The sequence below is a fragment of the Hyphomicrobium methylovorum genome (genome assembly GCF_013626205.1).
Taxonomy (GTDB): Bacteria; Pseudomonadota; Alphaproteobacteria; order Rhizobiales; family Hyphomicrobiaceae; genus Hyphomicrobium_B; species Hyphomicrobium_B methylovorum.
Genome location: NZ_QHJE01000001.1, coordinates 1,777,699 through 1,793,392 on the forward strand (window position 1 = coordinate 1,777,699; position 15,694 = coordinate 1,793,392).

Annotated in this window: 7 protein-coding genes; 3 read left to right on the forward strand and 4 right to left on the reverse strand. The window is 60.8% G+C overall.

Annotated features, from left to right (window positions below):
* Positions 1–9 precede the first annotated feature (9 nt).
* Positions 10–1,290 (reverse strand): hypothetical protein, encoded by a 1,281-nt coding sequence (locus tag DLM45_RS08730; protein WP_181336753.1) that lies wholly within the window; start codon positions 1,288–1,290, stop codon positions 10–12.
* 288 nt (positions 1,291–1,578) lie between these two features.
* On the opposite strand from DLM45_RS08730, the gene DLM45_RS08735 reads away from it, so the two are divergent.
* The 3 genes from DLM45_RS08735 (at position 1,579) to DLM45_RS08745 (ending at position 13,308) form a co-directional block, all read left to right on the forward strand.
* The gene (locus DLM45_RS08735) at positions 1,579–7,014 is read left to right on the forward strand and encodes a vWA domain-containing protein (protein WP_210269818.1); all 5,436 of its coding nucleotides are present in this window, start codon (positions 1,579–1,581) and stop codon (positions 7,012–7,014) included.
* Positions 7,015–7,076: 62 nt separating this feature from the next.
* Positions 7,077–13,100 carry a hypothetical protein gene (locus DLM45_RS08740; RefSeq protein ID WP_181336755.1) on the forward strand — a complete coding sequence of 2,008 codons (6,024 nt, stop codon included), beginning with the start codon at positions 7,077–7,079 and terminating at the stop codon, positions 13,098–13,100.
* A gap of 40 nt (positions 13,101–13,140) precedes the next feature.
* Positions 13,141–13,308 carry a hypothetical protein gene (locus tag DLM45_RS08745; protein ID WP_181336756.1) on the forward strand — a complete coding sequence of 56 codons (168 nt, stop codon included), beginning with the start codon at positions 13,141–13,143 and terminating at the stop codon, positions 13,306–13,308.
* A 70-nt stretch (positions 13,309–13,378) separates the two neighbouring features.
* On the opposite strand, the gene DLM45_RS08750 is transcribed toward DLM45_RS08745, so the two are convergent.
* The 3 genes from DLM45_RS08750 to DLM45_RS08760 all read right to left on the reverse strand — a co-directional run bounded on the left by DLM45_RS08750 (position 13,379) and on the right by DLM45_RS08760 (position 15,629).
* Positions 13,379–13,783 (reverse strand): hypothetical protein, encoded by a 405-nt coding sequence (locus DLM45_RS08750; RefSeq protein ID WP_181336757.1) that lies wholly within the window; start codon positions 13,781–13,783, stop codon positions 13,379–13,381.
* A 154-nt stretch (positions 13,784–13,937) separates the two neighbouring features.
* A complete protein-coding gene (locus DLM45_RS08755; protein WP_181336758.1) occupies positions 13,938–14,999 on the reverse strand; it encodes a M48 family metalloprotease in 1,062 nt (353 codons plus the stop codon).
* Between the two features lie 69 nt (positions 15,000–15,068).
* Complete coding sequence (locus DLM45_RS08760) at positions 15,069–15,629, reverse strand: LemA family protein (RefSeq protein ID WP_181336759.1); 561 nt, start codon at positions 15,627–15,629, stop codon at positions 15,069–15,071.
* Positions 15,630–15,694: the final 65 nt, after the last annotated feature.

Here is a 15,694-nt window from a genome sequence, read left to right on the forward strand (position 1 = left end):
GGCGAAGGTTCAATTCGCCATGTTCTGCGCATTGCGAGCGTTTTGCGCTTTCGCTTCCGAGCGTTCGGTTGGCGTCACACAAACACCGTCACCATCCCACGCATCACGCCAGACGTAACCCGGGCGGCATCCACCTGACGGGGTCGCATTGTTCGGTCCGTTTTCATTCTGCCGCCACGCGATCTTTCGTTCCCCGCGCGTCACACAGATGACATCTGATTTTCCGGCGTTCCTGGGAACAAATCCCGGTTTGCATCTGGAGCGCGCATGAGACTGGTCTCCGTCGCCGTCACCGCCTTTGCTGCGCAGCGCCTGCAATGCGTTCTGCGCCAGCGCGAGCGTTCGTTCATTCCTCGTGACGCATGTCACGTCGCCATCCCAAGATTCGCGCCAGACAAAGCCGGGGCGGCATCCGCCGGATTCTGTCGTATGTTGAGCGGCTTCCGCGTTCTGTTTGCTCGTCAGCGCGCGCTCCGTTCGCGTCACGCAAATGAAGTCATTGTTTTGCGGGTCCCGCCAAACAAAACTGCCTTTGCAATTGGATTTATTCCCATCGCCGCCACCATCGGCATCCGTTTGTTTGGAAGGTTGAGGTGGGGGTTCGGCGACCGGAGGCGGTGGTGGTTCAGCGCCCGCGATGCCGTTGCTCCGGCCGGCGCTCATGGCATTCTGCTGTTTCGCGGCCGAACGCTCCGCTGGCGTCACGCAAGTGCCATCGCCGTCCCAAGCGTCGCGCCATACGAAGCCTGATTTACATCCGCCTGACGGCGTGCTCCGGCCTGCGGAGATAGCATTTTGCTGCTTGGCGGCTGAGCGTTCCTCAGGCGTCACGCAGATGCCGTCGCCGTCCTTCGCGTCGCGCCAAACGAAGCCGCTTTTGCAGAGGTAAACAGCATTGGCCGGCCGAGGTTTTGCGGGCGGGGGAGCCGGTTGAACGGGAACGGCGACGCCCGCGTATTGGCTGCGCATCGCATCCTTTTTGTTCTGCTCCCAGGCTGTCGCGCGCTCTGCCGGGGTGACGCAAACGCCGTCGCCGTTCCAGGCATCTCGCCAGACAAACCCCGATTTACAGCCGCCCGACGGTGTCGTGTGGCTTTTGGCGCGGGCGTTTTGTGTTTTGGCGGCGGCTCTCTCTTCAGGCGTGACGCAGACGCCATCACCGTTCTTGGCGTCGCGGTATACGAAGCCGCTCAAGCATCCGATTTTCGGGGGTGATGCTGCTTGAACTTCCCCGACGAGCGAGGTGATGAGCAGAGCCGGCGCTGCGGCGAGGAACAAGGCTCGGAGCATACGTCATCCCAAAATTATTGCTTCGCAAAAGTGGGTAACGACTTGCCAGTTAGCAGCGCCAATGATCCCGTATTAAGGATCTTGACAATATAGGTGTTTATCTCATTCGAATGGGCAGGAATTGTCCGCCATCATAGCAATTCAAAAAAATGAGGACAATACCTTCTCTGTATTGATATGAAATGCAGACGCGGAATGTGTTGGCTTTAGTCAATTGAAGCGCCGGCGGAGCATATGAAGCAAGCGTCGCATCCGAGTGTTTTTTTAGCTTGGAGGCGTTTGTTCAGTTTGCGTTGTGGCAAGATCGGACGACGATCTATTACCGTCCCCATTGTTGCTTTTGCGTCTATCTTATTCTCGTTCAGCGCGCTCGCCGCCGATGCGTGCGTCGAAGAGCAGGAACCAAACGAAACCCCGGAAACTGCGCAGGCTGTCAGCGGTAGCTTTTGCGTTCAGGGCACGATCTCCGACTCCGACCAGTCTATTTTCGCCTGGACCGTCGATGCAGAGGCCGCGAAACGCCCTTGGACGGTGGACCTTTCCGGGCCTCACGGCCAGCAGACCAAGGTTCAGATTCATCGCCTCGAAGAGCCGGGCGACGCAGATAATCCAGCGGTTGTTGGGCCGGAGCTGAGCAGTCTGGCGACACCGGCTGGTGCCGATACGGTTCAACGTGCAAATTTTTTCATCACACCGGGCGTTTGGCTTGTGGGCGTTTCGACGAGCGCCGGTGACGGTGGTGCGTTCCAACTCTCGATCCGCAGTTCAGATGACGGGTCGGCGGAGCAGGCCGCCGCGTCCGGTGCGACTGCCGATCAGGCTACTCAGGTTGCGGGCCAGTTCGCGCTTAAAGGCGTGGTCGGCAGCGAAAGCTGGGCATCGTGGCAACTCTCTCCGATCGAGGCGCGCAAACGTTGGGTTTTGACCGCGACGGCGCCCATCGGCGCGAACGTTGCGCTCGAACTGCAAAGCCAGGATGGTAAGCCGATCCTGACGTCAACGCAGATCGCCGAGGGACGTCTCGAATTGGCCGATATCGGGCTTCCGGCCGGAACCTACCGTATCCACCTGACGAGCACTGACTCCAAATCCTATCCCTATTCGCTGGAATCTGCCTCGCAAGGTCCGCGCAGTCCGGGTCGGGAAGAGGAGCCGAACGACAGCGTGCTTTCTGCCCGGCCGTTGCAGCCCGGTCAGACGATGACCGGCCGCATCGGGCACACGGGTGATGTTGATACGTACGTGCTGCCGACGACTGCCGTGGGCCAGTTGCTCAGCGTGCGGCTCGGTGGGCAGAGCCGTGCGATAACCCGGCTGTGCATTGGAGGCGCCGACGGCGCAGTTCTTCAATGTCGCGAAGGCGCGATGCCGAGCCTCGACGACATCGTCATCACCGATACGCGTCGCTTCGTCATCATCTCCGGCGGTCCGAGCCCCGACGCCACATACGATCTCACCGCGCATGTCACTGGCCAGCAATCGGCCGACGCCGAGAGCGAGCCAAACGACACGAGCGATTTGGCGAATACGCTCGCCGTTCCGCTCATGCGCGGCCGCTTCGTCAAAGGCGATACCGACGTTTTCCATTTCAAGGCATCGGATTCGAAACCCGTCACCCTGAAGTTGACGGGCGAGGCGGCGACGTCGCTGGAAGTCACCGACATGCAGGCTCAATCGTCAGCGCGGGTTGAGCGCGCGACGGGTGCGGACGGGGCCGCTGTTGCGGGCCCCTTGCAGCTTTCAAATTTGACGCTCGCGCCGGGCGACTATCTCGTCGTCGTAAAAGGCACGGACGGCGCATACACGCTCGAAACGACCATCTCTGCGGACGCAGCAGCAGAGTCTGCCACGCCGACGGAGCGCGAACCGAACGACGCGGTTGAACAGGCGCAGGCTCTCCAGGAAGGAGAGCGCATCGCTGGCGTGATTTCGCCGGACGGAGATATCGACCAATATCGCGTGTCGATCGTGACGCCGGAGGACATCACGATCCATTTCGAGCAGGATCCAGTCTGTCCCGTCGTGTTCGTGTTGAATTGGGATAGCTGGTCGGGCTCGACGCCGAAGGCTGTAATCTCGGACAAGAGTTTCGCCTACGCCGCTCGTCTACGGCCGAACGACTACACGATTTCTTTGCAGCACGATACGCAGTGCGAGAAAGCGACCAGCTACACGATTGGATTCGACGCGACCAACCTCCCGGCATTCGGGGATGTCGAACCCAATGACTCTCTTGCCGAAGCATCCGCGATGCCGCCAGACCTCAAAGTTGAAGGAACGGTCGGGCAGTTCACCGACGCCGATTGGTTCAAGCTGCCGACGGTCGAGAAGGACACAGGCGTTTCGATCGCTGTCACCGGAGAGATCGAAGTCGCATTGACCGACGGCAAGCCGACGTCGTCCGCGCAGCTCTCCCAGCCGACGATCATCGCGGGCGGTGACAAAGGAGAATCCGTCAAGGGCACAGTGCCCGCGGGTGCTACAGCGGCGATCCGCGTGATGGGTAAGGGTGCCTACACGCTTGCCGTTACGATGGATGGGCGCGAGCCGGTATCGACCGCAGACGCACCGGTATATCCTTCTTCCGCAGCGAAGAATACAAGCGAACCGTCAACGGCAGGAAAATCTGCGCCAGCAGGAAACGCGGCGCCGGGCGCGCTCAAGGCGGAGTTGAAGTTCGCGGCGCAGGAAATCGCGGCCTACTGGCATCGTGGACAGAGGGTGCCCGGAACATTGACGGTGACAAACAGTGAAAGTGCGCCGGTCGACGTGACGTTCGCGACGGCGGGGTTGCGGCCCGGCTGGCGTCTCGATCTCCCGCCGACGGCCACGATCGCTGCCAATGCCTCGCTTGAGCTGCCGCTCGCTCTCGAAGTGGCTTCGGACCCCTATGCCGTGCGTCCGACGACGATCACGGTATCGATGCGCAAGGGTTCGAACAATCTTGCGAGCGCCAGCGCAAACATCGCGGCGTCGATATCGGCGCAACCGATCGGCGATCACCTGTCTTTCGAATTACCGGATGAACTCCTCGGTGGCTTCAACGTCGCGTGGACCGCGCTCGGCGGAACGCTTGTGTCTCCGCCCGAAGGCGCCAACGATGAAAATGGTCTTGCGAACATCAATGATGGTTTGAGCTCGAATGCTGGGTACATCTTCGATGCGGCGTTGCTGCCCCAGACAGCAACGGTTCGCTTCGGCGGCGACAGGACGTGGCCCGTAAGAGGGATCACGATCAATCCGCAGACGCCTGGCGTCTGGCCGCCGGAGTATATGGCGAATTTCGAACTGCTCGTTTCTGCCGATGGTACGACCTTCGAACGGGTCTTGACGGGCGAAGTCAGCCAACAGCCAAGCGAGCAATCGTTCGTGCTGCCGAAGGCTATTGAAGCAAAGGCCGCGCAGCTTCGTATTCTCTCCAACCACGATGGCAACCTCGGCCGCGTCGCGGTTAGTGAATGGAAGGTGATTGTCGATCCGCAGGTCGGTATCGGTGCGGAACTCGACATCGCGGACTCGCTTCGAGGCGGGCATGTCGTCTGGTCCGATCCGCTCATCTCGGCGGAAACGCCGGTCGTTAAGGGCGTGCTTGAAGAAGGTGGCGCGGGGCCGGTGGTTTCAGTGCCTTCTGGAGTTGCGCCGCAAGTTACGATCGCTTTTCACGAAGATCGCGCCGCACAGATCAGGGCGCTGGAATGGATCGACTCTGAGCCGGCCAACGGCGCGGTGACGTTTCCCGCGGTGATGATCGATGCCTCGATCGAGACGCCGCTTGGTCCCTGGACAAAGGTCGGCGAATGGAAGCTCGGCGAAGGCAAGTCTTCGACAAAGACGTTCGAACAACCGGTCTGGGCGCGCTTCCTGCGTTTCACATCTAGCAAGAAGGCAGGCGAAGGCGGAGAAACTTTCCAGTTCCCGACGAAGCTGCGCGTCTTGGAACGAGCAAGCGACGCAAACTACCGATCGATACTCGGAGAGTGGGGACAGTACTCGGCCGCGAGCTTCTATGAAAAGACGCTGCCTCCGCCGCCGGTGGCGAAGCCCGAAAGCGATGACAACGATACACGCGAGAAGGCGGAGCCGTTGCCGATGGATCAACTCGTCTCGGGGCGGGTCGAAATCGGCCGCGACGAGGACTGGTTCAAGATCGAACAGCCCGACGGGATGGATCGGCTCACGATCACACTCGGCGGCGAGCCGACCATCGGAGCCGATATTTCGCTCTTCGATGATGCGGAGAAGCCGGTCGTGCTCGTCGATACCGGCGGCACACCGCGTCAGGCGGATTTCGAAGCACGGGTCGTGCCGGGCAAGACGTACTATCTGAAGGTCGTACAACCCCCGCACTCGGTGATGATTGCCTACGACACGTCGGGCAGTCTGCTTGCCTTCATCCCAATCATCTACAACGCCCTTGAGGTGTTTGCGGCAGGTGTTCATCCGGGACAGGAGTCGGTGAACTTCATGTCGTTCGATCGTCCTGCGATGTTGGCGGATTTCAGCGATCAGCCCGGAATCCTGAAGCAGGCCCTCGCCAAGGATGCGCGTGAAAGCTCAACCAGCGGCTTAGAGGGAACCGCGATTACGGCCTTGCGAAATCTCTCGACACGGAGAGGCACGCGCGCGCTGTTGCTTGTGACTGACGCTGCGAGTTCGACGACAGAAGCAACCACCGATCTCTGGAAAATGATCGAACAGACGCGGCCCCGCATCTTCGCGGCGCATGCCGGTTCGTTCGACGATCCGCTGCGAGAAAAACAGACGATGCAAGATCTCAGTCTTGCGAGCGGCGGCCATTACGCGTCGTCGCGGAGCCAACCTGAGCTTGATGTTTCTTTCGATCGCGTCGCCGCGTGGCTGCGCCGACCGGCAGGCTATACGCTGCTCGCAAAGGCTGGGAAGGCCGCGCCTCCGGAACCCGGCCGCCTGGTCGTCTCTTCTTCCGCAACGCCGACGAACAGTGAAGCAGCACCGTCCGAAACGCGGCAAGGCGGCTTGGAGATCGTTCTCGATGCTTCAGGAAGTATGCTGAAGCATATGGACGGGCGTCGCCGGATCGAGATCGCGCGCGCATCTCTTGCCAAGCTGGTGAAGGACCATCTCAAGCCGGACGATCACGTCGCGCTGCGCGTCTTCGGGCACGATAAGCCCGGCTCGTGCGAAACTACGCTCGTGCAGCCGCTTGCGCCTCTTGATGCGGAAGCGATGACGGCAACGGTGAACGGCATCGTTCCGCAAAATCTGGCCAGGACTCCGATTGCCGCCTCGCTGAGTCAAGTCGAAAGCGATCTCAAAGATGCGACGGGAGCGAAGACGGTCATTCTGCTGACGGACGGCGAAGAAACGTGCGGTGGCGACCCTCGCGCGGTCATTTCCACCCTCGCCGCGCACGACATTCAGGTTCGCGTCAACATCGTGGGATTCTCCGTCGACGATCCGATGCTCAAGGGCGAGTTCCGCGAATGGGCTCGAATTGGCCGCGGGCGATATTTCGATGCCGCGAAGGCGCAAGACCTGGACAGCGCGATAGCGGCCGCCGCGGAGGTGCCGTTCTCCGCTTATGACAACACCGGCAATGTCGTTGGTCAGGGTACCGTCAATGGACCCGAAATTACCGTGCCTGCCGGGCACTATCGCGTCGAGATCGGGTCGACGCCGCCGCAGATATTCACTGATGTGATGATCAAGGAAAGAGACGTAACCAGGCTCAGCGCCTCGAAGTAGCATTGCCGTCCGTGTGTCGTGCAATCCACGCTTCCGTGCGTTTTGACCGATGAGGATCTGAAATGCCATCCGTCCGGTCGAAGTTCAGAAAGGCGCTAACGCTGCTTCTCGCAGCCCAGTTCGCGCAAGCGTGGCCACTCGCGACGATAGCGGCGACGTCGGTCTCAAACGACGTAACGCGCGCGACGACGTATAGCTCTCAGATTGAACGGAGCTTGAACGCCATCGAGGATGGCCGTCGGCAAACGCCGCGCGATCGCTGGGATCCGCAGTATGTCGTCGACACGTACGGGATCGATCCCGCTGCGCTCTTCGCCTTCGTTCGCGATAACGTGACGTGGGTTCCCTATCGCGGATCGCTACGCGGACCTGTCGGCGTTCTGATGGATCGTAATGCGAACTCTCTTGATATGGCGCTGCTGCTTGCTGATCTCGTGGCGCGGTCTGGACGTCAAGTCAGGCTGGCTCACGGAACGTTGTCGGGCGATGCAATAGAAACCCTGTGGCGGCGGTTTGAGCAAAACGCAGCCGAGATGCGTGCGCGACCGCGCGACGTTGGTCAGGATGAGCCTCAATTCGAAGCGCCCGTCTCAGCCCCGGTTCCCGCGACGGTTCCGCCAGCGAACAAAGCCGCGTCAGTTCCGCCGCTAGCGCCGGCGCCTGTTCCACCTCCTGCGAAAAAACCTGCACCCGCACCAGCTAACGACGCGGGCGGTTCGGCGTTTTCACCGATGGGTGGCGCCGGATCGATGTTCGAGCAGCTCACGAAGCCGGATGCTCCTCCCGCCACCAACGCTGAGGCGGCGGAGCTTTACGAACTCGACAAAGCGGCCGCAGAACAGAAGCTCGCAGCCGCAGCCTCGTCACGCGCGACCGATGCCAACGAACTCGACCGGCGCACGGTTGAGCAGGGCGACAGACTGCTGGCGATGTTGAAATCGGAAGCAAGCGAAGACCGCAAATCGAAGGAAAGCGAGCGCGGTAAAGCGGCGTTGCAAGATCATTGGTGGGTGCAGGTTGAAACGAAAGGTGCGTGGGTTGACTACGATCTGCTCAACCCCGACGGCGCACCGAACAAATCGATGACGGCTGCGCAGGAAACGCTGTCGCCAGAGTCATTGCCCCAAGACCAAAAGCATCGTGTTCGATTGCGGGTCGTGGCCGAGCAACTGCGCGATGGAAAGCTCAGCGAGAATTCCGTCTTCGAACATGCATTCGATCCCTCACAAGTCATAGGCAAGAGGATTGCGCTCCGGCATCTGCCGCTGTTGTGGCCATCGGACTGGGACGCGATTACGCCGGACGACGTGCAAGAAAAGCTTTTTGCAGCGTTGCTCACGCAGAAAGAATGGATGCCGTCGCTGACTGTGGAGGGCGAGGGCTACCAGCAGGCGAGCATCCTTGACACGGGAACTGTCAATCCGGATCCGCAGCCGCGCAGCAATCCGTTTCTGTCTTTGGCATTCCCGGCTGCTGGAAAAGTTGGCCGCGTCGCCGATCTTTTCGATCAGATGCTGAGCGAGCAGGCGAGCCCGGAGGATATCGAGAGAGAGAAGGAAGCTGGCGAGAAAGCGCGCGCCGAGGGTGAGCTGACGGCCGAGTGGCTCGAGTACACAATCGACATTCCGGGTGAAGAGTCCAAAACAGTTCGCCGTGAAATCTTCGACATACTCGGCCCTGCGCTACGCCAGTCAGGCGATCTTGCCAGTTTCCGCCTCGACGAAAAGAAGCGGCTGGCGCGCGCCGGCGGCGAGATGACCGAAACCGATCTTGTCATTCTGCCGTGCTGGCCCGCTGCGACATATCTCGCCGACAAGACGGCTGAACTCGCTTTGGCGAACAAGGCCGTCCTGAAGGAATTGAGCCGCGATCCTTTCGGTAAGTCGCCGCCAAATTCGATCGAGATGTTTTCCAAGATGAGCGGGATGGCGGCGCCCGCCTACCTCTATTCGGCGCTTCGCTCGGAAGTGAGATCAACGATTGGCTCGGTTTTCATCGACCGCCCGCAGATCGTCGCTCAACATGGTGTCCTCACGCGTGTTGGCCCCGGCGAGTTGACCGCAAAGGCGGCGCTCGACGTGATCGAGAATCGTGTGGGCGCCGATCCGTTCGGAGACGACGCGTTTAAACTGCGCATGCTGCAGGGTGTTGCCGACACGAACGCTGAGGCGCTCGCGTTGTCTGGCAACGGCGAGAATGTTGGTGAAGCGTTCAAGCTCGCAGGCGCTGCGGGCACGTGGACGATCTTCCGGCAGGCAGATCGAGACAAACTCAAGACTCTGGGTCTGCCGCCGGATCTGACGGCGCGACTGCTGAGCGACCTTGAAGCTGGTCACGCCGTTGTCGCTCCTCCGCCTAACGCACCGGAGAAAGAACGCGTCGGATGGTGGCGCGTCGATCTCGCCAGCGGCACGACTCTTGGGATGGGCAATCGCGGCTGGGGCCAGGACCTCGTCGAATATGCGTTTCAATTGACGATCCAGGTGATGATGGCCCAGATCGCCTGCATGGCCTACACCGCTGCGGGCGAGGCGCGCGACTGGGGCATCAAGAAGCTCGGGCTTGACGATGACGACGAGCAGTCGCCGCCGAAGAATTCCGATGATGATCGAACGGAACCAAAGCCGCCGCGACGGAATCCGGAAAACACTCCGAACGATCGCGAGACCAAGACGCAGCCGAACGATACCCGGCCGCCGAATGATAACAATCAGCCATCGCACAACAAAACGCCGCCGCCTCCGTCGACGAACACACCACCGCCGCCAACTGCAGACTCCAATTCCGATGGTGGCGACGGACCGCAGCCGACATCGAATCCCAAGCCCGCGCCGCCTCCTGAGCCGGATGACTCACTGAACACGGAGCCGCGAAAAGATCCGTTCGAAACAGAATTCAAACAGCTGCCTGGGGGAGGACTGCCGCAAAAGAAGGAAGCGGGCCCTAAAGGACCGCAGAAGCCAGACGTAACGCACGTCGAGGTGCCCTCGTCGCAACCTACTTTACCGCCACCGGGTAAGCGTCCGCCGCCGCCAGCGCCGACACCAACGCCCGACGAAGCTGCGCCGCAGGAGTACGCTAAGCCAGCGGAGGATGCAGGACGGCTCGATGCCATCCGAAAAGAAACCGATAATCGCAAAGCTGCCGACAGCGCCTATCGCGACGCAATCGTGCGCAGTGAAACCGAACCGAATGCTGAAAACCAGGCGGCAGCGAAAAAGGCGAAAGCCGAATTTGATCGCGCCCGTTCGCTCGAGATCGAGGCGTGGCGTCGCGCTGGTGGCGAGGGTTCGCCGCCTGAGAATACGGAACAACCTGCTGAGAGTCCCGCTGATGGCGATGCGGGAGGAATGACAACGCAGTCGATCAACACGCCCGCCTCGTTTGCGATGGGACGAAGCGCGCGCTTGGAACCGCTTCGCCTTCTCGCCGCCAACACGGGCGGTGGTGCAGCGAAAGATGCGCAAAAGACGCAAGAGCAGAAGACGGAAGAGGGCCGCCAGAAGATCAAGCAGTGGGCGCGCAACTGCGTTTCCCAGGCGTTGCTTGAATCGATCGCCGGACTGAGTACGTCTTGGATTCAGAGTCGCTTTATCGACGGCGCAAAAGTCCCGACGTGGAACGACCGCGCCAAGAGCAGCGGGACGCATACGCCGTCGACCCATCTGCCTCCGCTACCGCACGATACGCACGCGTCGAATTCGCAGCCGCCTCATACCAATCCGCACAACGAGGATCACGGCCCGACGCCGTCGAAAAAAACGCAGCCTACGAACCACGACGACGCTCCGCCTCCGCATAATCCGAATACACCACCCACGAAACCGTCGACGAATCCGTCCAACGGCGACTCGCCGCATTCGACGAACGGGCCGGACCATGCGGGAGACGCACCGCGGCCGAACGGGCCGCCCTCAAAAACGCAGCCCGGAAATACGGAATCCGCACACGGCGAAGGGCCGGAAGGACCGAAATCAACTGCCGGCAAAGATCTCGGTACCGCCGACACGGCCATGCAGCCGAATAAGACGCAGCCGATGGAGGGTGCTCCGAAGCCGCCGGAGCAGAATCCGTCGAAGCCGTATTCGGATGAAATGCGAGCCGCGCAGAAGCGCGAGTTCGACGCCTTCAAGGAACTTCAGAAGGATCCGAAGTCGCCCGAAAAGCTACAGGCGTTCCAGGAGGCGCAACGCGCGGCCGACGAGCATCGCATCGAGGTGACACACGCCGAGCGCAATGCCCGCGTCGAAGCCGAAAGGCGCTACGGTGACGCGGAATCAGAATTCGACGCCGCGAAATCCGCTCGCGATCGGACGCCGGAGTCGGACACGGCGGCCCGTGCGGCTGCCGACAAGCGTTTTCAGGAGGCACACGACAAACTCAACACGGCGAACGACGACTACAATCGGGCGCACATGAAAGAGATCGATGCCTGGGCCAACGCTGGCGGCATGCGACTGCCACCGAAGGATGTTCCAGTGAAGTCGGCAGCAAATCCTCCCCCGGCAGAAGCGCCAATGGCGTCGCCGAAGGCTGGAACGATCGATAGGGTTGAGCAGAAGCCCATTTCGTCGGCCTCCAAGTCTGATCTGGGGACGGCCGACACGGCGATGCGGTCGCCTAAGACCCAGCCGATGGATGGCGCGCCGAAACCGCCGCAACCGGGCAAAGATCTCGGTATGGCTGACACAGCTATGCAACCGGGCAAGACGCAACCCATGGACGGAGCGCCAAAGCGGGCGCAGCCGGGAAGAGATCTCGGCACGGCGGACACGGCGATGCAGTCGCCTAAGACCCAGCCAATGGATGGTGCGCCGAGGCCGCCCCCTCAGGCGAGCAAGTCGCAGCCGATGGACGGTACTCCAAAAGGACAGCCGCAAAACGACGTCAAGAATTTCTCCGACGAACACAAGGCGGCGATGAAACGCGAAATTGACGCGATGAAAGCCGCGCAACGCGACCCGAAATCGGCAGAGAAGCAGCAAGACTATCAGGACGCAAAGCGCGCAGCTGAACCCTACAAGATCGACGCAACGCGCGCCGAGCGTGACGTGCGTGTCGAGGCGCAGAAGCATTACGACGACGCGGTGACGAACCTCAACGCAGCGAAAGCCGCGCGAGACAAACTTCCTGAGAACACTCCGGCCCGCGCGCAAGCCGACAAGAATTACAAGGACGCATACGATCGTGCTGCCGCAGCCGACAGCGCTTACAACGACGCGCACATGAAGGAGATTGACGCTTGGTCGAAGGCGGGAGGCACTGGCGGCATGCCGCCAAAGGACATCCCGGGTCGTTTGGCGGCGAACCCACCGCCGCCGGCATCACCACCATCACCCTCACCATCACCCATGCCGTCCTCTACGCAACCGATGAATCCCGTCGCTCCGCCGGGTCGGGATCTCGGTACGGCCGATACGATGATGCAGCAGTCGAAGACTCAACCAATGAATGGCGCGCCGAAGCCGCCAATTCGGGCTAGCAACACGCAGCCGATGGACGGTGCTCCAAAGGTACAGCCGCCAAACGAGGTCAGGAATTTCTCGGACGAGCACAAGGCTGCGATGAAGCGGGAAGTCGACGCTTTGCATGCCGCCATGGGTGATCAGAATTCACTTGAGAAGCGACAGGCATATCGGGACGCGCAGCGCGAAGCGGAGCCCTACAAGATCGAGGCGACGCGCGCTGAACGCAATGCACGCGTCGAGGCGAAGAGGCAGTACGACGATGCCGTAACCGACTTCAACGCAGCGAAAGCCGCTCGTGACGGAACTCCGGCCGGTAATACTGCGGCCCGCGCGCAAGCGGATCAGAAATACAAGGACGCATATGATCGTGTCGCCAAGGCCGACAACGCTTACAAAGATGCGAACATGACCGAGATCAATGCTTGGGCGAAAGCCGGAGGCACGCCCGGGATGCCGCCGAGGGATCTACCGATTGCTCCGGCTAAGGGAAACGCGGCTGTGCAGCCAAGCGACGGAGCAAGCGGTGCCTCGGCAAACGCTGGCGGCACAGGGGGCGCCAACGCAACGCTGGCAATGGGCCTGAGCAATCTCGCAAGCACGATTCAAAAAGGACCGTAATCGCCGCGACGACGAGAAACCTTTAGCCCGAGTTCAGCCGATGCTGGTTCGCATTTTTTTCTGGAGCGTTTATCTGATCGTCGTGATCGGCGTGCTCAACGCCGTTTCATTTGTTGACCCGCCGGATCGCTGGAAAATGCTCGCGTTTTTCGGATCGATCCTCATCTTTGTCGCGTGGGCGGCTTTGCGCGGTAAGAGCCGAGAGTAGGCCAACCATTTGCTGGCAGTCCGCATGCAGGACACGAGGCGTTCGGCTTGTGACCACAAGCCGGGACAGTTCAACACTTGGGCTGGCGCCACGACTGCTGGTGCCCATCCGGGCAGGTGATCTTGCCCTTGCGATCACAGAGCGCCCGGCAATTCCCGTAAACGCGACGCGCTTCAGCAACCGGCGTCACCGCTTTGAGCAACGGCGCACACTGCTTGTGACAGGGCGCAACCTTGTCGACGGTGGTTACGCTGCCCAGCGGTTCGCAGCAATAGCGTTGCGATCCTGTCGTGCAAGAGCGCCGCTTGCCGGTGTAATCCCAGCCCGCCGGACACTGACCATCGCAGAACGGTTTCGTACCGAACCACCTGCAATCTCGTTGCGCGACTGCATCCACGGAGGAAAAGGCGAAGCAGGCGCCAAGGACCGAAAGAGCAAGCATGACGGATGACAGCGGAATACGTCGGACACTCATTGCTCGCGTTCCATTCAAAAGCCTAGGTGGCTAGTCCGGAAATAAAGGAGTTGCGGTCGCGTGTGGGTCGTCGCTATACGGAATGATCATATGATCCGCCCGCGCCTTGTCAACGAAGCGTATGAGGTAGTCGCGAGCGTTCAACGGTGCTTGGTTAAGGTTGCGCCACATCACTCCGCTCGTGCTGCGACGGCTCTGGCGGGGGTGGCTCGGGCGGCGAGATTGGGCCAGGATCGATGCCGCCGGCAAACGTAATCAGCGCCTTGATACGCGCGTCGACCGAGGGATGCGTTGCGAACAGATCGGCGAAGCCGGAGTGCGGATTGTCGACGCACAATTCCATGACTGCCGACGTTGCGCCCGGAAGCTCGCCGCGGTTTTCAATCTTACGCAGCGCAGAAATCATAGCGTCAGGATTTTTCGTCAGTTCGACCGAACCTGCGTCGGCGAGGTACTCGCGGCTTCGCGACAGGGCATATCGGATGACGATCGACAGCCCCCAGGCGAGCGCAATCACGAGGACGGCAAACATGATGGCAATGCCGCCACCACCGCTGCCCTTGCCACTGGTGTCCGACGTCGATCGTTGCGAACGGTTCGAGCCGTCCTGACCCCACCAGAGCCGACCGCGAAAGACGATCTCGGCGATGAAACTGATGACGCCGGCAATGACGACCGCGACGATCATCATCCTCACGTCACCGTTGCGGATATGGGTAAGTTCGTGAGCGAGCACCGCCTCAACTTCGGCGTCGTTCAGGTTTTCGAGAAGGCCCGTCGTTACGGTAATCGAGTATTGACGCTCGTTGAGACCCGTCGCGAACGCGTTGAGGGCCGGGGAGCTCATCACCTTCAAGCTCGGCATCGGCATGCCGCGCGAGATGCAAAGGTTTTCGAGGAGATTGTAGAGGCGAGGGTTCTCAGCTCGCGTAACCGGGTGGCCACCGGTTAAAGCGTCGATCATGCGCTGGTGATATTTGTACGCGATCGCGATCCACACGAGAGTCAGAACGGTCGCCATTGGGAGCGCGCTGATCGTGCGATCCCAAGCGCGCGCGATAAGCCAGGAGACCGAAGCGTCGTCGAAAAGCGCGTCTCCCAGCAACGCACCGGCGAAGACGAGCAGGTAGACAAGGAAGAACAGCGCGCCAATGAGAAAGATTGACCGCCGACGGTTCGCCTGGATGTGCGTGTATAGCCCGAAGGCCTGTTGCACCGCTCGTACCTATTCGTGACGCTGAGCGGCCGTCGCTCGGGATCATCCGGCAGCTAACCGTGCCTGCATCTAGAATTTTATATTGGGGGCCTGTTCCATCTCAGCCCGGTTGTCGCCAGCGCTGAAGAACGGCAGCGAATGAAAGCCGAGGGCGGAGGCAAACAAGACCGCTGGAAAGCGCTGGACAGCCGAATTGAATTCCTGCGTGGCGTTGTTGAAGAAGCGCCGCGCGGACGCGAGCTTGTTTTCGACATCGCCAAGCTCAGTCTGGAGTTGTTGAAACGAGGCGTTTGCCTTGAGATCCGGATACGCTTCACCGAGGGCAAATAATCTGCCGAGCGCACTGGTGAGGCCGTTCTCGGCGGCGACCTTCTGTTCGACGTTCGGTGCGGCGACAGCCGCCTGCCGGGCTCTGATGACCGCGTCGAGCGTCTCGCGCTCGTGCGCTGCCGATCCTTTGACGGTTTCAACGAGTGCCGGGATGAGATCGTGGCGTTGCTTCAGTTGAACGTCCACATCGGCAAATGACTGGTTCGTGCGCTGACGGAGCGTGACCAGCCCGTTGTAGATCGACATGATCCACAGCGCGAGCGCCACGATAAGCCCAACGATTATCAAGCCTGACGTCATCGTGGCCTCACTTGTTGCGATTTATGCGGACATTCCGGATAGCCCCAGTGCGAATTGAAATTAGC

Bases quoted from the DNA above. Each gene is read 5' to 3' on its own strand.
- DLM45_RS08730 (WP_181336753.1), bottom strand. From the start codon at position 1,290: ATGCTCCGAGCCTTGTTCCTCGCCGCAGCGCCGGCTCTGCTCATCACC.
- DLM45_RS08740 (WP_181336755.1), top strand. From the start codon at position 7,077: ATGCCATCCGTCCGGTCGAAGTTCAGAAAGGCGCTAACGCTGCTTCTC.
- DLM45_RS08745 (WP_181336756.1), top strand. From the start codon at position 13,141: ATGCTGGTTCGCATTTTTTTCTGGAGCGTTTATCTGATCGTCGTGATC.
- DLM45_RS08750 (WP_181336757.1), bottom strand. From the start codon at position 13,783: ATGAGTGTCCGACGTATTCCGCTGTCATCCGTCATGCTTGCTCTTTCG.
- DLM45_RS08760 (WP_181336759.1), bottom strand. From the start codon at position 15,629: ATGACGTCAGGCTTGATAATCGTTGGGCTTATCGTGGCGCTCGCGCTG.